Genomic DNA, 19,491 nt, shown 5'->3' on the forward strand with positions numbered 1-19,491 from the left:
ATGACGCATCCGTTATTCGACCCCGGATCGACAGCCGATCTAACATCGGTGAACTTCTATCGATGGGAGGTCGGATGCTCCGACGACGAGAGTTCCCGCGTACCGCCGGAACCCTGCTGGCACTGGTGCTCGCGGCGACCGGCGCGGTCACCGCGCCCGGCACCGGCGCCTCCGCCGCCGTGCGGACCGTCTACTACGACGCCAGCCGGGCCGGGGAGTTCCGCACCAACTTCGACCAGGCCGCGACGATCTGGAACAGCTCGGTGACCAATGTCCGGCTGGCCGCCCGCACCCCCGGCAACATCACCATCTACGTCGACACCGGCTGGCCCCGGGCGCAGACCACCAGCCTGGGCAACGGGCGGGTCTGGATGGGCACCCAGGCCGTCGACCAGGGGTACGACCGGACCCGGATCGCCACCCACGAGATCGGTCACATCCTCGGCCTGCCGGACAACCGGACCGGCCTGTGCACCGACCTGATGTCCGGCAGCAGCGCCCCGGTCTCGTGCCGCAACGCCAAGCCGAGCGCCGCCGAGGCGTCCCGGGTCAACGCCCTGTTCGCCGGTTCGCTCACCGCCCCCGCCGCCACCACCCACACCTGGATCCCCACCCTCCCCGCTACCGCCCTCGCCGCTGCATCCCGGTGATCAAGAGGTTGCGTCAAAGTTGATCACTACTTTGACGCAAACCTCTTGACCACCGGGGCGGGTGTGGGGGTGGGAGCGGTGGGGTCAGGGGGTGGGGTGGTGGGTCAGGGCGGTGATGAGCCAGTTCAGGACGGGGGTCAGGGTGGGCGGTGGGGTCCACCCGTTGACCGTCGCCAGGAGTTCGAAGTACCGCTCGGTCCGTGGATCGTTCGCGATCTCCAGGCGGGCCAGCAGTGCACTGCGGCAACCGGCGTCGTCGACCCGGTCGAAGACCTCGCCGTACGCGGCGACCAGCGCGGCCACCACGTGCCCGGCACGGGCCGACTCCGGCGCGATCCCGGCGGCGCGGGCCAGCTCGACGGTGTCGTGCATCCGGTGGGTGAGGTCGCGGACCATCGCCACGACCTCGGGGTGTGCGTCGCCGACGGTCTCGTCGACGAACTCGTGGACGATGCGCCGACGTTCGGCTTCGGAGATCGTGCTCAGCTCGGGCATGGGACTCGTCTCCACTACTGGGCCGGACGGGGGTGCGCCGGGCGGTCGGGGGACGACCGCCCGGCGCGCTCGGACCCCGGGGGGTGACCCGGGGCCCGAGGTGTGTGCCGGTCAGGACACGGTGCAGGCCGCGCCGTTGACGGTGATCAGTTCCGGCGACGGGTTGGCCAGCGTGCCGGTCTTGGCGAGCAGGCCGAAGGTCACGCTGCCGCCCGGCGCGATCTTCTTGTTGTACGACTCGTTCTTCACGGTCACGGTGGCCCCGGACTGGGTCACCTTGGCCGTCCACGCCTGGGTGACCTTCTGGTCGCCGTTGTAGGCGTACCGCAGGGTCCAGCCGTCGATCGCGGTGTCGCCGGTGTTGCGGAGGACGATCTGGGTGTTGGAGCCGTCCGGCCAGGTGCCGTGCACCTGGTAGGTGACCGCGCAGGTGCTCGGGGCCACCGCCTTGGCGTCACCCTGGTCGGCGAGGAACGACGCGAGCCAGGCCAGCGCGGAGTTCCAGTTGATCGCCACCTCGTTGGTCGAGTACGAGTTGATGTCGTCGACGTAGCAGAACATCGGCGCACAGCCCTTGAGCAGCTGGGCGACGAACGGGTCCTGGAGGGCGGCGTTCGGGCCACCGGCGAGCGAGCCGGCCGGCGGGTTCGGCATGGCCGGGTTGAGCTGGTTGCCGAAGATCCGGCTGTGCTGGTTGCGGGCGTTCTGCTCGCCCCAACCGGTCACGTACGAGATGTTCAGCGCGTTGCGGCCGAGCAGGTAGTCGGTCGCCTGCACCGCGCCGTCACGGTACTTGGCGTCCCGGGTCAGGTCGAAGGCGGTGGCCAGCACGACCATGTTGTTGATGATGTTGCTGTTGCTGCCCCAGACGTAGCTGGCGGCCTCACCCGGCACCGGCAGGCCGTACGCCTGGGCGTGCAGGGTGGTCAGGTACTTGTCGGCGGCGGCGGTCACCGAGGCGCGGACCCGGGCCCGGTCGGCGGCCGGCAGGCCGTTCGGCACGGTGGCCAGGTCGAGCCGGCCGACCGCGGCCACGCTCTGCCAGCTGAACGCGCCGCCCGTGGCGAACACGTCGCCGGTGTGGTGGGGCGAGGCGGTCAGGTCGTCCAGGTACGCCTTCTTGCCGGTGGTCAGGTACAGCTCGGCGGCGGCCCAGTAGAACTCGTCGGTGACGTTGTTGTCCTCGTAGGCCCCACCGCCGATGCCGTCGCTGGGGTCGGCGTAGACCGCCGGGTGTGCCTTGGCGGCGGCGTACGCGGTCGACGCGGCGGTGCCGCAGCGGGTGGCGAACGCGGCGTCGTAGGGGGCGAAGAGGCGCTGGCACTGCGCGGCGACGGCGGCCAGGTTCAGGGTGGCGGCCGTCGACGGCGGGTGCAGCTCACGCGGCTGCGCGTCGTCCTGCGGGGCGAGCGGCAGGCCGGTCCACGCCTTGTCGTGGATCTTGTGGTGGACCATCCCGGCCAGCGGCTTGCCGGCCGGCACCTGCATGCGGAGCAGGAACTCGATCTCCCAGCGGGCCTCGTCGAGGACGTCCGGCACGTCGTTGCCGCGCTCGGGCACCCGCAGCGTCGAGTCGCCCAGCGCGGCGCCACCGGCGGCGGTCTCCGCCGTCTTGGTCCGCTCGAAGGTGCTCAGCAGCTGGTAGGCGGAGATGCCGCCGTTGACCACGTACTTGCCGTGGTCGCCCGCGTCGTACCAGCCGCCGCGCACGTCCAGCGAGTAGTCGCAGACGCCGGGCTGGCACGGGACCTGGGTGTCGCCCTGGTTGGGGGCGACCCCGAGGTGGCCGGCCGGGCGGGCGTACTCCTCGCCGATCAGGTCACCGTCGATCTCGATGCCGCTGCGCTGGGCGTAGAAGAACTGCATCGCGTCGGCGCGCAGCCGGTCGTAGAGGTCGCCGGAGATGTCGAACGGGTGGCTGGTCTCCCCGTCGGCGACCAGGGTGTAGCCGGTGCCGGGCGTGCGGTACGACGAGAAGTCGACGGTCTGCACGTTCTGCCCGGAGGCGGTGTCCACCCCGCGCGGGGTGGACGTGCCGCTGGCGACGACCGTGCCGGCGGCCGACTTGAGCTGCCAGGGCAGTGCCTCGGTCGACTCGGTCACCACGGTGGCGTTCTTGGGGCCGCCGGGCAGGTAGCCGACCTGGTTGACCCGGACCCGGGGGCCGGTGTCCGGCACGTACGGCGGGGCCGCCTCGCCGCCGCGCAGCGAGACGTTGTCCAGGCAGAGGCGCTGCTCGGCGGCGGCCCCGCCGACCTGGAAGATGAGCTGGGCGTTGGGGTTGTCCTCCGGGACGGTGAAGGTCTGCTCGACCCGCTTGGTCGTCGGGTTGGCGACGGCCGGGACGCTCGCGTACGACGTGTAGGGGGCGCTGCCGAGCTGGAGCACGGCGTTGACCGAGAGCCCGGGGGTGGCCGAGATGTCGAAGCCCAGCTTGTATTCCGCGCCGGCGTTGAGCCGGACTCCGTCGTGACCGATGCCGGCGTCCCACGGGTTGGCCAACCCGGCGGGGACGGTGACGCAGAGCCCGCCGTCGACGATCTCGAGCGGGCCGGTGCCGTAGGAGAACCAGGGCGAGACGCCCTCGCTGAAGTCGCCGTTGGTGATCTGCTCGGGGGCGTCCGGGGGCACCTCGGCGTGGGCCACGCCGGCGCCGAGGCCGGTGAGGATGAGGGTCGTCGTTGCCAGTACCGCGAGATGCCGCCGACGTCGTCGGGTCAGGATCACGGGATTCCTTTCCGGGCGGTGGAGGTGTGGTAACGCTGTCCATCAATGGGAGCGCTCCCAGTATCAGCCAGATGTTTCCAGCGCGTCTCGTCCCTGTCAATCGATTCGACTGGATGACCTTCGGCCTGGTCGGGACGGGCCGGAGCGGCCCGGATCGACGCCCGGGGCAGTGAGATTCGCCGCGCCACGCGCAGTCGTCCTGATCTCCTAGAGACAACAACGCCCTCCGCCTGGCAGGCTGCCACCCATGACCCTGAAGCTTCGTTCCGTCGGGACGAGCGACCGCGGGCTGATCCGCAGCGGAAACCAGGACGCCCTGCACTCCGGCGCCTGGCTCGTCGCCGTCGCCGACGGCATGGGCGGGATGGCGGCCGGCGACCTGGCCAGCCGGATCGCCATCGACGCGGTCGCCCCGCTGGACGTCGAAACCCCCGAGGACGCTCTGGTGGCGGCGTTGCAGACCGGCATCGAGCTGGCCACCGCGCGGATTCACCAGGCGGTCCAGGAGGACCGGGAGCGGCAGGGCATGGGCACCACACTGACCGCCCTGCTCTTCTCCCGCACGGGGAGCTGCCTGGCGCTCGCGCACGTCGGCGACTCCCGGGCCTACCTGTTCCGCGAGGGCACCCTCAAGCAGGTGACCCGCGACGACACCTTCGTCCAGATGCTGGTCGACCAGGGCCTGATCAGCCCCGAGGAGGCGTCCAGCCACCCCCGGCGGGCCGTGGTCACCCAGGCGTTGCAGGGCGAGGAGGTCTCCCCGTCGTACGCGACGATGGTCCCCCGGGCCGGTGACCGCTGGCTGCTGTGCAGCGACGGCCTCTCCAACGTGGTCCGCCTGGACACCCTCACCGAGGTGCTGCGGGAGACCCCGGACCGGGAGGACTGCGCCCGCCGGCTGATCGACCTGGCCCTGCGGGCCGGTGGTCCGGACAACATCACCGTGCTCATCGCCGACGTCGTCGACGAGTGAGGCCGGTCATCACCGGCTCGACGGGTCCAGGCCGGTCATCACCGGCTCGACGGGTCCAGGCCGGTCAGCGCCGGCTCGACGGGTCCAGGCCGGTCAGCGCCGGCTCGACGGGTCCAGGCCGGTCATCACCGGCTCGACGGGCGCGGCCGGTCAGCGCCGACGGTGCGTGGTGTGCCGGGTCGGGACGGCCGTGGTCGGGTCCTCGGGCCAGGGGTGACGCGGATAGCGCCCCCGTAGCTCCCCCCGCACCTGCGGATACCCGGTACGCCAGAAGGACGCCAGGTCGGCGGTGACCGCGACCGGCCGACCGGCGGGGGAGAGCAGGTGCAGCCGCACCGGCACCCGGCCGTCGGCCAGTCGGGGCGCGTCGGCCCAGCCGAACGTCTCCTGGAGCTTCACCGCCAGCACCGGCGCGGCCGGGTCGGTGTAGTCGACGCGTACCCGGGAGCCGCTGGGCACCGCGATCCGCTCCGGAGCCAGCTCGTCCAGCCGGCCCGCCTGCGGCCAGGGCAGCAGTCGCCGTAGCGCCCCGGTCACGTCGATCCGTGCCAGGTCGGCGCGGCGGCGCGCGGTGGCCAACTCCGGCCCGAGCCACCGGTCGGCGGCGGCGAGCAGCGCGGCGTCGGAGACGTCCGGCCAGTCGTCACCCCCGGCCTGCCGGCAGAACGCCAGCCGCTGGCGCAGCGACCGGGCCGCCGGGGTCCAGGTCAGCAGGTCCAGTCCCGCCTGGCGCAGCCCCTCGGCGAGGGCGGCGGCCACCAGTTCCGGCGCCGGCCGCGTCAGCGGACGGCTGACCAGCTCGATCGCGCCGAGCCGGGACACCTGGCGGGCCAGCACGTCGCCGTCGGTCCAGCCGACCTCCTGGGCCTCGGTCAGCAGGGGACCACCGGCCTCGCGGGCGGTCGCCTCGTCGACCGGGGCGGCCAACCGGACCCGCGCGGTCGGTGCGCCGGGCGACCGGTCGGCGACCGCGACGGCCAGCCAGCCCGTGCCGGTCAGCGCCGACCCGGCCGCCAGTTCCGCCCCGGTCCCGCCCGCCATCAGGTACGACGTCCCGCCGGCCCGGCGCAGCCGGGCCAGCCGCTCCGGGTAGGCCAGCCCCACCAGCAGCCCGGCCGCCAGGTCGTCCGGCAGCCACCCACCGCCACCGCCGTTGCCGCCGCCCCGTCCGGTGGCGGGCAGGGCGGCACGCAACCGGCGCACCTCGGCCCGCCAGCGGGCACTGACGCCGGGGTCCGCCCCGTCGCGCAGTCGCCGCCAGCCCGCGGTCAGGTCGTCGTGCCGTCCGGTCAGGCCGTCCTCGGCGAGCAGGGCGACCAGTTCGGCGGCCCGGTCCGGGCCGACCCGGGTCGCGCCGTCGAGCAGCGCCCGGGCCAGCCGGGGGTGGGTGCCGGTGGCGGCGATGGCCCGGCCCCGGGCGGTCACCCGGCCGTCGGCGTCGATCGCGCCGAGGGTGGCCAGCGTCTCCCGGGCCACGGTCAGCGCGGCGTCCGGCGGCGGGTCGGGCAGCGCCAGCCCGGTGCCGTCCGGGCTGCCCCAGGCGGCCAGGTCCAGCGCGAACCCGGTCAGGTCGGCGGTGGCGATCTCCGGCTCGGGCTGGGCGGCGAGCCGGCCGTGGGTGGCCTCGGACCAGCAGCGGTAGACCACACCGGGGGCCTGTCGTCCGGCCCGGCCGGCCCGCTGGGTGGCGGCGGCCCGGGACACCGGCACGGTCACCAGCGCGCCCAGTCCGCGGGCCAGGTCGGTGCGGGCCACCCGGGACAGTCCGGCGTCGATGACCACCCGCACCCCGGGCACCGTCAGGCTGCTCTCCGCGACCGAGGTGGCGAGCACCACCCGGCGTCGTCCGGCGGGGCGCAGCGCGGCGTCCTGCGCGGCGGCGGGCAGCCGCCCGTGCAGCGGCAGGACGGCCACCCGGTCGGCCAGGTCGGCCAGCCGGCGGGCCACCGCCCCGATCTCCCCGGCTCCGGGCAGGAAGACCAGCAGGTCCCCGTCCTGCTCGTGCAGGGCCCGCCGGACGGTGCCGGCCACGTGGTCGAGCAGCGCGGGGTCGACCCGGCCCGCGCCCGGCGGCGCGACGGGGCGCGGTGGCGGCGTCCAGACCCGGTCCACGGGGTGCAGGGCCGCCTCGGCGCGGATCACCGGGGCGGGGGTGTCGCCGCCGAGCAGCGCGGCGAACCGGTCGGCCTCGGGGGTCGCCGACATCGCCACCAGCCACAGTTCGGGACGCAGCGCCGCGCGGGCCTCCACGGTGAAGGCCAGCGCGAGATCGGCGTCGAGCTGCCGCTCGTGCACCTCGTCGAGCAGCACCGCGTCCACCCCGGGCAGGTCCGGGTCGCGGAGCAGCCGGCGGACCAACAGGCCGGTGGTGACCACCTCGATCCGGGTGCCGGGGCCGACCCGGCGGTCACCGCGGACGGCGTACCCGACCCGGCCGCCGACCCGCTCGCCGAGCAGGTCGGCCATCCGTCGGGCCGCCGCGCGGGCGGCCACCCGCCGGGGTTGGGCCACCAGCACCGTGCCGGCCACCCCCTCGGCCACCGCGAGCGGCGCGAGGGTGGTCTTGCCGGTACCGGGCGGGGCCACCAGGACCGCGCCGCCGGTGCCGGTCAGCGCCCGCAGCAGCGGCGGCAGCGCCGGTCGGACCGGCAGGTCGAGTGGTACGTCGGAGAGCACGACTGCCACTGTGGCACGCCGGGCCGCGCGCCCCGCCCGCGCCCGTCGCCGTCCACCGGGCCGGGATCCCGCCCGGGGGTCAGTCCCGGCGTACCGCCTCCATGCTGGTGACGAAGGCTGTCCAGGCGTCGGCGGGGAAGACCAGTGCGGGACCGCACCGGTCCTTGCTGTCCCGCACCGCGATCCGGTCGGCCGTGGTGGCGACCTCCACGCAGTTGCCGTTGCCGCTGCTGCGACTGCTGGTCCGCCAGTCCATCGTGGACAGAGGCAGCGCCTGCATCCCTTACCTCACGTTCAGCCGGGCGTGCCGCGATGCGATCACGCAAAGTGACGAGCAGCCTCCTCGATGCGGGTCAGAGACTCCGCCGGACCGAGTGCCATCCGGCACAGCTCCTCGTGCACAAGCCTATACCCGCGCACGTGTCCTGCTTCCTCCAGCGCCAGACCCAGCGTGAGATTGTCCAGGTAGACCACGGAATGGTCGGCCGCGTCGGCAAACGTGAGGATCACATAGGGGGTGCTCATCGCCGGGTGGCCGCCGGCGGCGAACGGAAGTACGTGGCACGTCACGTTAGGTAATTGAGCGACCTGGCTCATCCGGGTCAACTGTTCGGCCATGACGGCCCGACCGCCGACCGGTCGCAGCAGCACCGCCTCGTTGAGCACCACCGACAGGTCGACCGGGGGAGACTGCCGGTGCAGCACCTCCTGCCGGCGCAGCCGGGCGGCCACCTTGCGCTCCAGCCCCTCCTCGCCGGCCGTGCGGCGGAACATCTCCCGGGCGTACGCCTCGGTCTGCAACAGTCCCGGAACGGACTCCGCCTCGTACGTGCGCAGGCTCTCCGCCTCCGCCTCCAGGCCCACGTAGAACTCGAACCACTCGGGCAGCACGTCGCTGTAGTTCTGCCACCACCCGCGCTGCTGGGCGCCCCGGGCGATCTCGATGAGCGCCTCGGCGTCGTCGCCGGTCACCTGGTAGAGGGCCAGCGCGGCCCGCACGTCACGGGGTTTGATGCCGATCTGGGCGTTCTCGATCCGGGACAGGTTGCTCTTGGACATGTCGAGTTGGCGGGCCGCCACGTCGAGGGTCATACCTGTGCGTTCCCGCAGTTGGCGGAGTTCACGGGCGATACGGCGGCGGCGAACGGTGGGGCTGACGGTCACCCTCCGAGTCTGTCACGACAAGATCCCCAGGTCACCCGAGCACGGAGTGCAACCATGGAATCCGGGAGTTGCAAATCGGCCTGTGTGGAGGCATCCTGTCACCCGGCGTGGATCACCTGTGGACAATGCGTGGGAGGCTCGTTTGCTGGTCGCCGACGAGTTCTTTCTGATCGCGCACAACGACAGCCGTGGCAAGGCGAAGCTGCACCCGAGCGCCACCGGCCTCGGGCTCGCCGCCGGCCTGCTGGCCGAGCTGATCCTGTTCGGACAGATCACCGTCTCCGGTGGACTCGTCACCGTGCTCGACCGGCGTCCCCCGGCCGACGCGCTGGCGCACACCGTGCTCGACCAACTGATCGGTGAGTCGCAGCACCAGGCGGTGCGCACCTGGCTCGCCTTCCTGTCCCAGTCGTCGACCACGTCGGTGGGGGAGCGGCTGGCCCGCGCCGGGGTGCTGCGCCGGCAGGAGAACCGCCGGCTGCTGCGGACCACGGTCAGCTACGTGCCGATCGACCTCAACGCCGCCGCCTGGCCGGCGACCCGGTTGCGCGCCCTGATCGAGCGGCCGGAGCAGCCCCTGGTGTCGGACACCACCCTGCTCGGGCTGGTGGCCGCGGCCGGGCTGACCCGCGAGGTGCTGTGGAGCGCCGGCCCGCGCGCCCACCACCGCCTGACCACCCTCATCCAGTCGCTGCCCGCCCCCCTGCAGGAACTGGTCGTGCACACCGAGGCCGCGGTCGGCGCTGCGGTGCTGCGCGGCATCCCCTGATCTCGCCGCGCCACCCCTCTTCCCCCCTCATCTCCCCTCTTTCCGGAGCAGCCCCATGCCCCAGCCGACAGTCGCACGACCCAGCAACGTCAGTGACGCCCTGGCCCGTGGCCGCCTCGGCGTGCCGTCGGTCATCTTCTTCGTCCTCTCCGCCGCCGCGCCGCTGACCGTGGTGGCCGGCGTGGTCACCACCGGCTACGCGGTCACCGGCATCACCGGCATGCCGCTGGCCTTCCTCGTGGTGGGCGCCGTCCTGGCGCTCTTCTCCGTCGGCTACGTGGCGATGGCCCGCCGGGTGGAGAACGCCGGCGCGTTCTACGCCTACGTCTCGCGGGGCATCGGCCGGCCGGCCGGCGTCGGCGCGGCCTGGGTCGCGCTCATCGCGTACAACGCACTCCAGGTCGGCCTCTACGGCGCGATCGGCGCGGCCGCCGCCCCGGTGCTCGGCACCCTCTTCGGCGTCGAACCGCACTGGGCCGTGGTGGCCCTGGCCGCCTGGGCGCTGGTCGCCTTCCTCGGCCTGCTGCGGGTGGACGTCAACGGCCTGGTCCTGGCCGTGCTGCTGATCGCCGAGATCGTGGTGATCCTCGTGTTCGACCTGGGCCAGCTCAGCCACCCGGTGGGCGGCTCGACCAGCTTCGCCGCGCTGGCCCCGTCGAACCTGCTGGTGCCCGGGGCGGGCGCGCTGCTGGTGCTCGCCATGACCGGGTTCGTCGGGTTCGAGTCCTCCGTGGTGTTCAGCGAGGAGAGCAAGGACCCGAAGCGGACGGTCCCGCTGGCCACCTACCTCTCGGTGGCGATCATCGCCGGGCTCTACGCGCTCTCCTCCTGGTCGATGACCGTCGCCGTCGGCCCGGAGAACATCTCCGCCACCGCCGGTGAGCAGAGCATCGAACTCATCTTCAATCTGGCCGCCGCGCACTTCGGTGACACCGCGGTCACCATCGGCCAGGCGCTCTTCATGACCTCGGTGCTGGCCGCCATGATCTCGTTCCACAACACCACCGCCCGGTACGCCTTCGCGCTGGGCCGGGAACGGGTGCTGCCGGCCGCTTTCGGGCAGACCTCGCCCCGCACCGGGGCGCCCCGGGTCGCGTCGCTGGCGCAGAGCCTGCTCGGCCTGCTGGTGATCACGCTGTACGCGGTCAACGGCTGGGATCCGGTGGTGCAGCTCTTCTACTACGCCGGCACCGGCGGCGGCTTCGGGGTGCTGCTGCTGATCGCCAGCACGAGCGTCGCGGTGATCGTCTACTTCGCCCGGTCCGACACCGCGGAGTCGCTGTGGCGGCGGGCGATCGCCCCGGCGCTGGCCACCGTCGCGCTGGCCGCCATGGTCGCGGTCGCGGTGGCGAACTTCGCCACCCTGCTCGGCGTCGCACCGGACTCGCCGCTGCGCTGGATCATCCCCGGGGTCTACCCGGTCGCCGCGCTGGTCGGCCTGCTCTGGGGCCTGGTGCTGCGGTCCCGCCGGCCCGACGTCTACACCCGGATCGGGCGGGGTGCGGAGAGCGTGTCCACGACGCTGTTCGCGCCGCCGGTGGACGGCCCGGTGCCGGTGGAGGCCCGGCGGTGAGCCCGGTGCCCGTCGAGCGGCTCGGTGCCGTCGACACCCGGCTCGTCGCCGAGCGGATCGCCGAGGCGTTCCTGGTGCTGCCGGCGACCCGCTGGCTGGTTCCGGACGAGGCGAAGCGGGAGGCCGTGTTCGCCGACAACTTCGAGATCCTGGTCGACCACGCGATGCGGCACGGGCTGGTCTTCGGCACGGTCGACCGGGACGCGGTGGCGGTCTGGTTGCCGCAGGTCGGTGACGAGTCGCCGGCACCGGTGGACTACGACGACCGGCTGGTGGCGGCCTGTGGGGAGTGGACCCCCCGGTTCCGGCACCTCGACGAGCTCTTCGCCGCCAACCACCCGCACCCCGACCACCACCACCTGGCGCTGCTCGCCGTCCGGCCGCAGCGGCAGGGGCAGGGGTTGGGCACCGCGCTGCTGGAACACCACCACGCCTGGCTGGACGCCCACGGGATGCCCGGCTACCTGGAGGCGAGCAGTGAGGCCAGCCGGGACCTCTACGCCCGGCACGGCTACCGCCCCCGGGAGGTCTTCCGGCTGCCGGACGGCACGCCGTTCTACCCGATGTGGCGCGACCCGGTGAACGGCTGACCGGGAGCGACGTTGAGGAGGCTCCGATCCGGGCGGGTCGGAGCCCCCTCGCGGCCCGGTGGCCGGTTCCGCCCGGGCCGTGTCGGGCCGCTCCCGTCCGGGCCGTGTCGGGGTGGGCCGGCTCTGCCCGGGCCGTGTCGGGTTGGGCCGGCTCTGCCCGGGCCGTGTCGGGGCGGCCCAGGTTCCGCCCGGGCCGCCTCGGGGTGGGCCGGTTCCGCCGGCTTCCGGGGACGGCGAAGGCCCGGCCGGCGAACCGCCGACCGGGCCCTGTGGTCGCCGCGGTCACCGGACCCGCAGGCCCGGCGACCGCGCCACCTGCTAGTAGGTGCCGTCGAGCTGACCGCGCAGCTTGGTCAGCGCGCGGGCGAGCAGCCGGGACACGTGCATCTGCGAGACGCCGATCTGGTCGGCGATCTGCGACTGGGTCAGGTTGCCGTAGAAGCGCAGCGTGAGGATCTTCTGCTCGCGCTCGTCGAGGGTGGCCAGCGCCGGGCCGAGGGCGACCCGCAGCTCGGCCAGCTCGAACTCGTTGTCCTCGCCGCCGAGCATGTCGCCCAGCTCGGTGGCGCGGTCACCGTCACCGGTCGGGGTGGACAGCGACACCGCGTTGTACGCGCGGGCGCCCTCCAGCCCCTCCAGGACCTCTTCCTCGGTGAGCTTGAGGTGGGCGGCGATGTCGGCGACCGTGGGCGAGCGGCCCAGGGTCTGCAACAGCGAGCTGTTGGCGTCGGAGATGGCCAGCCGCAGCTCCTGGAGCCGACGGGGTACCCGGATGTCCCAGGTGCGGTCCCGGAAGTGCCGCTTCAGCTCCCCGATGATGGTCGGGATGGCGTAACCGGCGAAGTCGACGCCGCGCGACGGGTCGAACTTGTCGATCGCCTTGATCAGGCCGACCGCGGCGGTCTGGGCGAGGTCGTCGGTGGGCTCGCCCCGGCCGCTGTAGCGGTGGGCCAGGTGGTTGGCCAGCGGCAGCCAGGCCTCGATCGCCCGGTCCCGCAGCGCGGCCCGGGACGGGTGGCCGGTGGGCAGCGCGGCCATCGCGTTCAGCAGGTCGGCGGCGCTGTCGGTGAGGGCGCGGGGGTCCAGCTTCTCGGTGGTGGACGGCGTTGTGCTCGCCTGCTCGCTCATGGTGGGCGCGGTCATTGGTGGTCCTCCCTGCACCTCGTCCGCGGACAAAAAGACGCGACGCTGTGGTTTAGCTTCAGATGGGCCGTTCGGAAGCCACCATAGCCTGATCGGTGAACCGAAATCTAGCCGAACGGCTGATGTACTTAAGTGATTTACGTTCACTAAACGTAAAAACCGGACAGGGCATGCACGAATTGTGATCGTCCGCACCGCCGTACGGATGGTCCCGGGTCGTCCCTCCCCGCGCCGGGACGCCCGCCCGGACGCACCGCGTCCTCACCAGGTGCCCTTGCGCCGGGCGTGCAGCGGGCGGCCGTCGGGGTCGTAGACCAGCCGGTACGCCGGCAGCGCCCAGAGCCGGGTGTACCAGGGCAGCCGCTCGGGCCGGTGCGGGCGCAGCCGGCCCGGCGGCCGGGGGCCGACCCGACCGCCGTCGTGCCACCGCTGGAGGGCGTCGGCGGCCGAGGTGATCGCCTCGACCGCGCTGGCCGGGTCGAGCAGGTCGGCGTCGTCGGCACCGTCCGGATCCCGGTCCAGGTGCTCGCGCCACAGTCGCAGCCGCAGGTCCCGGGCGAACACCCGGGCGCCGTCGCCCCGGCCGGCGGGGTCGACGGGGGACCGCTCGTCGCGGGTCTCGTCGAGCACCGCGCAGGACAGTTCGCTGTCGTGTGTCCAGGACCGCCGGTTGAAGTTGTCGCTGCCCACGCTCGCCCACACGTCGTCGACCACGCAGATCTTGGCGTGCACGTAGACCGGCCCACCCGCCCGGTTCTCCACGTCGAAGACGTGCACCCGCTGCGGGGCGGCCCGTTCACACAGCGACAGCGCCTGCTCCCGGCCCACCATGTTCGGCGGCAGCGCCAACGCGCCGTCGACGTCCGGGTAACGGGGGACCACGGCGACCAGGTGCAGGTCCGGGTTGTCCCGCAGCGCCTGGGCGAACAACTCGGCCACCTCGGTCGACCAGAGGTACTGGTCCTCCAGGTAGATCAGCCGACGGGCCCGGCGAACCGCCTTGGTGTAGCCCCGGGCCACCGTCCGTTCCCCGTCGGGGGCGAAGGAGTACCGGGGGCGGACCGCCGGGTAAGTGCGCAACACCTGGATGCGGTGCGGGCCGCAGGGCGGCGGGTCGGCCGGCTGGTCGGGCAGCGGATCGGGGCTGAGATCGGAGCCCCGGAACCGGTCCCGCAGGTAGGCCAGCGGGTTCTCCGAGTCCAGCGGCATCGGGTCGGTCCACCGCTCGCGGAACGTGGTGTCCAGCGCGCCGACCGCCGGCCCCCGGATGGCGAGCTGCACGTCGTGCCAGGGTGGGCGCGGGCCGTACTTCGGCGACATGGCCAGGGGCTGCGGGTCGCCGAGATGCTCGGCGTCGTCGCGTCGGCTGTGGCACAGGTCGATCCCGCCGGCGAAGGCGATGTCCCGCTCCGGCGCGTCGGGATGGCGCAGTACCACCAGCTTCTGGTGGTGTGACCCGCCGCGCCGGACGCGCTGGTCGAGCAGCACCTCGCCACCGGCGGCCCCGACCGCCTCACTGAGGCTGCGGTTCTCGGCCTCGCTGTAGGACAACGCGTCGAGGTGCGAGCGCCAGAGCAGCCCCTTGACCACCACGCCCCGCTGGGCGGCCCGGGCGAAGATCTGGGCGACGGTCGGGCCGTCCGGGCGCATCCGTTCGTCCGGGTCGCCCCGCCAGTCGGTGAAGAAGAGATGGTCGCCCGCGCCGAGCGCCTCCACCTCGCTGACCAGGCGGTCGAAGTACGCCGCGCCGTGAATCAGCGGCTCGGCGAGGTTTCCGGTCGTCCAGACGGGTAACCCCGAGGCCGGGTTGGCGCGTTCCTCAGCGGTCAGGAACCAGTCCTCGATCGCCACGTTCCAGCCTCCCGAGGTCGACGACGTCCTCACACCGGTAGGACCTCTGCCGTCGGTACCCACTCCGGGTCACCCGGAACCGTCCGGTGGATGGCCTACCGCGCCCGCAGACCGCGAACGCCGAGGAGGCACCGCAATGCCCGCCGAGACGACGAACTCCGCGACCGAGCACCGCCCGCAGGCGGTCGAGAGCGAACGCGGCGCGATCCTCGCGGTGCTGCTCATGGTGATCCTCGGGGTGGCCGGGATCTTCGCGGTCTCCTGACGGCAGGCGCCCACGTAGGCGGCCGGCGCGGCCCCGGTCAGGTGCCGGACCAGACGGACGGGCCGTCGCGCCGCCCGCGCCGCGACGGGCGTCCCGGGTTGTCCCGGGACGCCCGTCGGATCGGCCGGGTGTGCAGCTCAGGGCGGTCGGCCCTGGCCGCCGGTGTGCGCGCGTGCCGTTCGGCGGCGGTCGCCCGACCCCGGTGTGCGGGTGGTGCTCAGGGGCGGTCGCCCTGGCCGCCGGTGTGCGGCAGCCGCTCCGCCGGCACGACGCCCAGCTTGCCGGCCTGGAAGTCCTCGAAGGCCTGCATCAGCTCGGCACGGGTGTTCATCACGAACGGCCCGTAGTGCGCCACCGGCTCCCGGAGGGGCTTTCCGCCCATGATGTACAGATCCAGGGCCGGCGCGTTGCCGTCCTGCGTGCCGTCCGCGGTCACCCGCAGCGCGTCACCCGGCCCGTGCACCGCCAACTGGCCGCTCTGCAACGGTCGCCGGTCGGTGCCGACCGTGCCCCGCCCGGAGAGCGCGTAGACCAGGGCGTTGAAGTCCGACCGCCAGGGCAGGCTCAGCTCCGCGCCGGGCTGGAGGGTGACGTGGGCGATGGTGATCGGGGTGTGCGTCGACCCCGGCCCCCGGTGCCCGGCCACCTCACCGGCGATGACCCGGATCAGCGCGCCGCCGTCCGGCGTGGTCAGCAGCGCCGACTCCCGGCCCCGGATGTCCTGGTAGCGCGGCGGCATCATCTTGGCCACCCGGGGCAGGTTGACCCAGAGCTGGAGGCCGTGGAACAGGCCCCCGCTGGCCACCAGGTGCTCCGGCGGGGCCTCGATGTGCAGCAGGCCGCTGCCGGCGGTCATCCACTGGGTGTCGCCGTCGGTGATGGTGCCGCCGCCGCCCTGCGAGTCCTGGTGGTCCATGATCCCGTCGATCATGTAGGTGACCGTCTCGAAGCCCCGGTGCGGGTGCCACGGGGTGCCCTTCGGCTCACCCGGCGCGTAGTCCACCTCGCCCATCTGGTCGAGGTGGATGAACGGGTCGAGATCGGACATCGGCACCCCGGCGAAGGCCCGGCGGACCGGGAAGCCCTCACCCTCGTAGCCGCTGGGGGCGGTGGTCAGCCGGCGGACCGGCCGGTAGGTGGTGGTCTCGTCGAGCCGGGGCAGGCGGGGCAGGACGAGGACGTCGTCGACGGTGATCGCGGGCATCTCGGGCTCCTCAGGTGTCGCGGTGGGTGGACGACGCGTCCCGGTCGGCGCGCAACCGCCGACCGAGCCGATCGAAGACCCGGGTCAGGGTGGTGACCTCGGCGGCGTCGAGGTCGTCCATCAGGTGCCGGCGGACCGAGGCGAGGTGACCCGGCGCGGCCTCGCGCAGGGTCAGCAGGCCGGTGGCGGTGAGCACCGCCTCGCTGCCCCGGCGGTCCCCGGGGCAGGACTGCTTGGCGACCAGACCCCGCCGTTGCATGGTGGAGATCTGGTAGGTGAGCCGGCTCGGGGAGAAGACCAGCCGGCTGGCCAGCTCGCCCATCCGTAGCCGGTGGTCCGGCGCCTCGGAGAGCAGGACCAGCACGTGGTAGTCGGCGAAGCTCAGCTCCCCGTCGGTGCGCAGATCCTCTTCGAGCTGCGTGAACAGCCGCTGGCTCGCTTCGATGTACGCGCGCCAGCAGGCCATCCGCTCGCTGTCCAGGCCCTCCGTCATGTTCCGAACGATAGCACTATTTAAAATTTAAACAAGACTCTCGGTGCTGCTGTGAGCAGTGCGACAGCACTTCTTGAGGTGAGGAAATTCAGTATTTGAAGAAGGAGGCTGCCGAGGGTCACCGGGTGACCTGCGAGACTGCCCCGGTGGAACCCGTGGAGATCACCGCCCCCGGCCTGCTCCTGCGCCCCTGGCGGGCGACGGACACGTCGGCCCTCCTCACCGCCCTGCGCGACCCCGAGATCGTCCGCTGGAACGGGCAGGGAGTGACCGACCTGGCCCAGGCCGACGCGTGGATCGTCCGGCGGGCCGACTGGAGCGACGGCAGCCACGTGTCGCTGGCGGTGGCCGACGACACCGACTCGACGCTGCTCGGGTCGGTGTCGGTGCACCAGATCCGGCACGACAACGCCGCCGTCGGCTACTGGACCACCGCCCCGGCCCGGGGCCGCGGCGTCGCCGGCCGGGCACTCCGTGCGCTCACCGACTGGGCCTTCACCCACCTCGACCTGCACCGGATCGAGCTGTGCCACGCGGTGGCCAACACCGCCTCCTGTCGGGTCGCCGGACGGGCCGGCTACCGCCTGGAGGGGACGCTGCGCGAGTCCCACCGCTACGGCGACGGCCACCGCCACGACGAACACCTGCACGCCCGCCTCGCCACCGACCTCTGACCCCCAACCCCACCACCCACCCCGTGCCCTCCAGCCCCGGCCCTGGCCCCAACCCCACCCACCCTGTGCCCCCAGCCCCGGGCCGACCCCCACCCACCGCATGCCCTCCAGCCCCGGTCCCGGCCCGACCCCCACCCGCCCCCACCGTTCGTCCGTGATCAAGAGGTTCACATGACCTGAACCTCTTGATCGCCGAGGGCATCGGCCGCCGGATCAGCGGGGCAGGGGAGGACCACCGGGTCGCCGGGGACGGGAGAGGGCCGCTGGATCAGTGGGGACGGGTGAAGGTGGCGGGGGGCTGGTTAGGGTCGACGGGTGGACGATCTGGACGTGCTCGACTGGCGGGAACGCACCGCCGCGCTGTACCTGTCCGACGACGACCTGACCGGGTTCCGGGCGGGCCGCGACGAGCTGTTCCGGACGCATCCGGCCAGCCCGATCCCCGGCGACGACCGGGCCGGCTTCCCCGGGCTGGACTGGTTCCCCCCGGATCCGACGGCGGTGGTCGAGGCTGCGCTGCGCCCCGCCTCCGGCACCGAGAGCATCGACACCGGCGGCCCGGACAGGGTGGTGCGCTACCGCCGCCTGGCGGTCGCCGACACGCCGTGGGGACCGCTGACGCTGTGGTGGATCGAGGCGTACGGCGGCGGGCTGTTCGTGCCCGTCCGCGACGGCACCAGCGGCCGGGAGACGTACGGCGGCGGGCGGTACCTCACCGACACGGTCAAGGGCACCTTCGGGCGGGGCCTGACCCTGCTGCCCGGCCGGCGGGTCCGCCTCGACGTCAACTATCTCTACAACCCGAGCTGCGCGTACGACGACACCTGGGCCTGCCCGCTCGCCCCGCCGGAGAACCGGGTCGACGCCCCGATCCGGGCCGGTGAACGGGCCTACTCTCGCCACGACCGCTGACCCTTCCGCGTCCTCGGATCCGCCTGCCTCCCCGCGAAAGACGGCCCTCCCCGCGCCAGGGGTGGTCCTCCACACAAGGGGCTGCCCTCCGCGCCGGAGGTGGTCCTCCGCGCCGCGCGGCCGGCAGGGTGTTCCCGCCGACCGGTGGCGTGGCGTCGTCCACGGGTCGACGTCGCCTTCTGGCCGAGCTGCCGGACGGTGCGCGGCTGGCGCACCAGGACGGTCCGGCCAGGGCGCACATCACCGACGACGCGGCAGAGATCGCCAGCCTGGAACGTCGGTGGGCTCGCATTGTCGGCGAGGCCCTGCCGCGGGCGTTGCTCGCCGCAAGATCGTGCTCTATCCACGATGTAGTGGCATCCAAGCTTTACGAGGCCACTACATCGTGGATAGAGCACGATCATGGCTGGTGGGCGGTTGGCGCACCAGGACGGTCCGGCCGGTGCCCGTCACCGACGACGCGACCGCCGCCCCGGCGCTGGGCGCGTCGGGGCGGCGGTGGACCGTCGCCGCCCGGGCCGCCGCCGACGCGGCCCCGGCGGGAGAGAGCCCGGTCGGTCAGCGGGCGGTGGCTCCGGTCGGGGTCAGGTGCATCCGGCCGAGCGCCTGCCGCGCCTGGTCGGCCAGTGCGGCGTCCACGGTGACCGCGTACTGGCCGGCGCGCAGCGAGCTGGCCGAGGTGAAGTCACGCTGGCCACCGGACATGGCGTGCGCGACCGCGCCGAACACGGCTCCCCAGATCGCGCCGATCACCAGCCCGACCAGGATCACCGCGAGCCAGTTGCCGACGGTGAAGATGCCGAACAACAGGCCGATGAAGAGACCGAACCACGCGCCGGTGCCCGCGCCCAGCAGGGCGGCCCGTCCCGTGGTGAGCCGGCCGAGCACCGTCTCCACCAGGGTGAGGTTGGTCCCGACGATCGCGGTGTGCTCCACCGGGAACCGGTTGTCCGCCAGGTAGTCCACCACCCGCTGGGCGGACGGATAGTCCGGGTACGCGCCGATCGTCACCGTGGGCGGGCCAGCCTGCGGGCCGTGCCCGTCCCCCGGGGGCGTCGCCGGTCGTCCGGCCGGACCGGACGGGAGGTGGTCGCCGCCCGGCATCCCGGGTCGCCAGGTGGCGCTCGGGTTCGCTGCTCTGGTCATGGCATCCTCCTTCGTCAACGACCGGCGTTCCCGGGGGTCCGGCGGCCTAACACCGGGCGGCCAGGCAATCCGGGGCACCGGGCGCTCCGGCGATCGGGAGCACCGGGCGGCCAGGCGGTCCGGCGGTCGGGGGCACCGGGCGGCCAGGCGCACCGGGCGATCCGGCGCACCGGGCGATCCGGCAAT

Annotated in this window: 18 protein-coding genes; 8 read left to right on the plus strand and 10 right to left on the minus strand. The window is 73.3% G+C overall.

What is annotated here, in order from left to right; translation table 11 throughout:
• The first annotated feature begins 74 nt into the window (after window positions 1-74).
• Window positions 75-650, plus strand: coding sequence for a snapalysin family zinc-dependent metalloprotease (locus O7612_RS11030; protein WP_282272790.1), 576 nt, complete (start codon window positions 75-77; stop codon window positions 648-650).
• 84 nt (window positions 651-734) lie between these two features.
• Here O7612_RS11030 and O7612_RS11035 read toward each other — a convergent pair whose 3' ends face one another.
• Both O7612_RS11035 and O7612_RS11040 read right to left on the minus strand, forming a co-directional pair.
• Window positions 735-1,145, minus strand: a complete 411-nt coding sequence (locus tag O7612_RS11035) for a hypothetical protein (protein ID WP_282272791.1) — start codon at window positions 1,143-1,145, stop codon at window positions 735-737.
• 111 nt (window positions 1,146-1,256) lie between these two features.
• Window positions 1,257-3,866, minus strand: coding sequence for a glycoside hydrolase family 9 protein (locus O7612_RS11040; protein ID WP_282273880.1), 2,610 nt, complete (start codon window positions 3,864-3,866; stop codon window positions 1,257-1,259).
• Window positions 3,867-4,119: 253 nt separating this feature from the next.
• Here O7612_RS11040 and O7612_RS11045 point away from each other — a divergent pair, with 253 nt between their 5' ends.
• Window positions 4,120-4,845 carry a protein phosphatase 2C domain-containing protein gene (locus O7612_RS11045; RefSeq protein WP_282272792.1) on the plus strand — a complete coding sequence of 242 codons (726 nt, stop codon included), beginning with the start codon at window positions 4,120-4,122 and terminating at the stop codon, window positions 4,843-4,845.
• Window positions 4,846-4,995: 150 nt separating this feature from the next.
• Here O7612_RS11045 and hrpB read toward each other — a convergent pair whose 3' ends face one another.
• The 3 genes from hrpB to O7612_RS11060 all read right to left on the minus strand — a co-directional run bounded on the left by hrpB (window position 4,996) and on the right by O7612_RS11060 (window position 8,685).
• A complete protein-coding gene (hrpB, locus tag O7612_RS11050) occupies window positions 4,996-7,521 on the minus strand; it encodes an ATP-dependent helicase HrpB (protein WP_282272793.1) in 2,526 nt (841 codons plus the stop codon).
• Window positions 7,522-7,600: 79 nt separating this feature from the next.
• Window positions 7,601-7,801, minus strand: coding sequence for a DUF397 domain-containing protein (locus O7612_RS11055; RefSeq protein WP_282272794.1), 201 nt, complete (start codon window positions 7,799-7,801; stop codon window positions 7,601-7,603).
• A gap of 38 nt (window positions 7,802-7,839) precedes the next feature.
• Window positions 7,840-8,685, minus strand: coding sequence for a helix-turn-helix transcriptional regulator (locus O7612_RS11060; protein WP_282272795.1), 846 nt, complete (start codon window positions 8,683-8,685; stop codon window positions 7,840-7,842).
• A 142-nt stretch (window positions 8,686-8,827) separates the two neighbouring features.
• On the opposite strand from O7612_RS11060, the gene O7612_RS11065 reads away from it, so the two are divergent.
• From O7612_RS11065 to O7612_RS11075, 3 genes are read left to right on the plus strand one after another with little or no spacing between them, the layout of a single operon-like run.
• Window positions 8,828-9,454 (plus strand): GPP34 family phosphoprotein, encoded by a 627-nt coding sequence (locus tag O7612_RS11065; protein WP_282272796.1) that lies wholly within the window; start codon window positions 8,828-8,830, stop codon window positions 9,452-9,454.
• Window positions 9,455-9,509: 55 nt separating this feature from the next.
• Complete coding sequence (locus O7612_RS11070) at window positions 9,510-11,027, plus strand: APC family permease (protein WP_282272797.1); 1,518 nt, start codon at window positions 9,510-9,512, stop codon at window positions 11,025-11,027.
• Window positions 11,024-11,617, plus strand: coding sequence for a GNAT family N-acetyltransferase (locus tag O7612_RS11075; protein ID WP_282272798.1), 594 nt, complete (start codon window positions 11,024-11,026; stop codon window positions 11,615-11,617). Before O7612_RS11070 ends, O7612_RS11075 begins: the two co-directional genes overlap by 4 nt.
• A gap of 318 nt (window positions 11,618-11,935) precedes the next feature.
• On the opposite strand, the gene O7612_RS11080 is transcribed toward O7612_RS11075, so the two are convergent.
• Both O7612_RS11080 and O7612_RS11085 read right to left on the minus strand, forming a co-directional pair.
• Window positions 11,936-12,760 carry a SigB/SigF/SigG family RNA polymerase sigma factor gene (locus O7612_RS11080; protein WP_282272799.1) on the minus strand — a complete coding sequence of 275 codons (825 nt, stop codon included), beginning with the start codon at window positions 12,758-12,760 and terminating at the stop codon, window positions 11,936-11,938.
• A gap of 261 nt (window positions 12,761-13,021) precedes the next feature.
• On the minus strand, window positions 13,022-14,611 hold the full coding sequence (locus tag O7612_RS11085) for a phospholipase D-like domain-containing protein (RefSeq protein ID WP_282273881.1): 1,590 nt from the start codon (window positions 14,609-14,611) through the stop codon (window positions 13,022-13,024).
• Window positions 14,612-14,747: 136 nt separating this feature from the next.
• On the opposite strand from O7612_RS11085, the gene O7612_RS11090 reads away from it, so the two are divergent.
• Complete coding sequence (locus O7612_RS11090; protein WP_269458976.1) at window positions 14,748-14,876, plus strand: hypothetical protein; 129 nt, start codon at window positions 14,748-14,750, stop codon at window positions 14,874-14,876.
• A gap of 217 nt (window positions 14,877-15,093) precedes the next feature.
• Here O7612_RS11090 and O7612_RS11095 read toward each other — a convergent pair whose 3' ends face one another.
• Complete coding sequence (locus tag O7612_RS11095; RefSeq protein WP_282272800.1) at window positions 15,094-16,080, minus strand: pirin family protein; 987 nt, start codon at window positions 16,078-16,080, stop codon at window positions 15,094-15,096.
• A gap of 10 nt (window positions 16,081-16,090) precedes the next feature.
• Window positions 16,091-16,573: a MarR family transcriptional regulator gene (locus tag O7612_RS11100; protein WP_282272801.1), complete on the minus strand. Its 483-nt coding sequence runs from the start codon at window positions 16,571-16,573 to the stop codon at window positions 16,091-16,093.
• A 146-nt stretch (window positions 16,574-16,719) separates the two neighbouring features.
• On the opposite strand from O7612_RS11100, the gene O7612_RS11105 reads away from it, so the two are divergent.
• Both O7612_RS11105 and O7612_RS11110 read left to right on the plus strand, forming a co-directional pair.
• Entirely contained in the window at window positions 16,720-17,247 is a 528-nt protein-coding gene (locus O7612_RS11105) for a GNAT family N-acetyltransferase (RefSeq protein ID WP_282272802.1), read from the plus strand.
• A gap of 315 nt (window positions 17,248-17,562) precedes the next feature.
• On the plus strand, window positions 17,563-18,159 hold the full coding sequence (locus O7612_RS11110) for a DUF1684 domain-containing protein (protein ID WP_282272803.1): 597 nt from the start codon (window positions 17,563-17,565) through the stop codon (window positions 18,157-18,159).
• 558 nt (window positions 18,160-18,717) lie between these two features.
• Here the strand turns inward: O7612_RS11110 and O7612_RS11115 are convergent.
• Window positions 18,718-19,305 (minus strand): general stress protein, encoded by a 588-nt coding sequence (locus O7612_RS11115; RefSeq protein ID WP_282272804.1) that lies wholly within the window; start codon window positions 19,303-19,305, stop codon window positions 18,718-18,720.
• Window positions 19,306-19,491 lie beyond the last annotated feature (186 nt).

The sequence above is a fragment of the Micromonospora sp. WMMD987 genome (genome assembly GCF_029581435.1).
GTDB classification, from domain to species: domain Bacteria; phylum Actinomycetota; class Actinomycetes; order Mycobacteriales; family Micromonosporaceae; genus Micromonospora; species Micromonospora rifamycinica.

Excerpts from the sequence above, each read along its gene's own strand:
- O7612_RS11055 (WP_282272794.1), bottom strand. The coding sequence starts at position 7,801 with ATGCAGGCGCTGCCTCTGTCCACGATGGACTGGCGGACCAGCAGTCGC.
- O7612_RS11100 (WP_282272801.1), bottom strand. The coding sequence starts at position 16,573 with ATGACGGAGGGCCTGGACAGCGAGCGGATGGCCTGCTGGCGCGCGTAC.
- O7612_RS11115 (WP_282272804.1), bottom strand. The coding sequence starts at position 19,305 with ATGACCAGAGCAGCGAACCCGAGCGCCACCTGGCGACCCGGGATGCCG.
- O7612_RS11070 (WP_282272797.1), top strand. The coding sequence starts at position 9,510 with ATGCCCCAGCCGACAGTCGCACGACCCAGCAACGTCAGTGACGCCCTG.
- O7612_RS11095 (WP_282272800.1), bottom strand. The coding sequence starts at position 16,080 with ATGCCCGCGATCACCGTCGACGACGTCCTCGTCCTGCCCCGCCTGCCC.
- O7612_RS11035 (WP_282272791.1), bottom strand. The coding sequence starts at position 1,145 with ATGCCCGAGCTGAGCACGATCTCCGAAGCCGAACGTCGGCGCATCGTC.
- O7612_RS11090 (WP_269458976.1), top strand. The coding sequence starts at position 14,748 with ATGCCCGCCGAGACGACGAACTCCGCGACCGAGCACCGCCCGCAGGCG.
- O7612_RS11030 (WP_282272790.1), top strand. The coding sequence starts at position 75 with ATGCTCCGACGACGAGAGTTCCCGCGTACCGCCGGAACCCTGCTGGCA.
- O7612_RS11045 (WP_282272792.1), top strand. The coding sequence starts at position 4,120 with ATGACCCTGAAGCTTCGTTCCGTCGGGACGAGCGACCGCGGGCTGATC.
- O7612_RS11080 (WP_282272799.1), bottom strand. The coding sequence starts at position 12,760 with ATGACCGCGCCCACCATGAGCGAGCAGGCGAGCACAACGCCGTCCACC.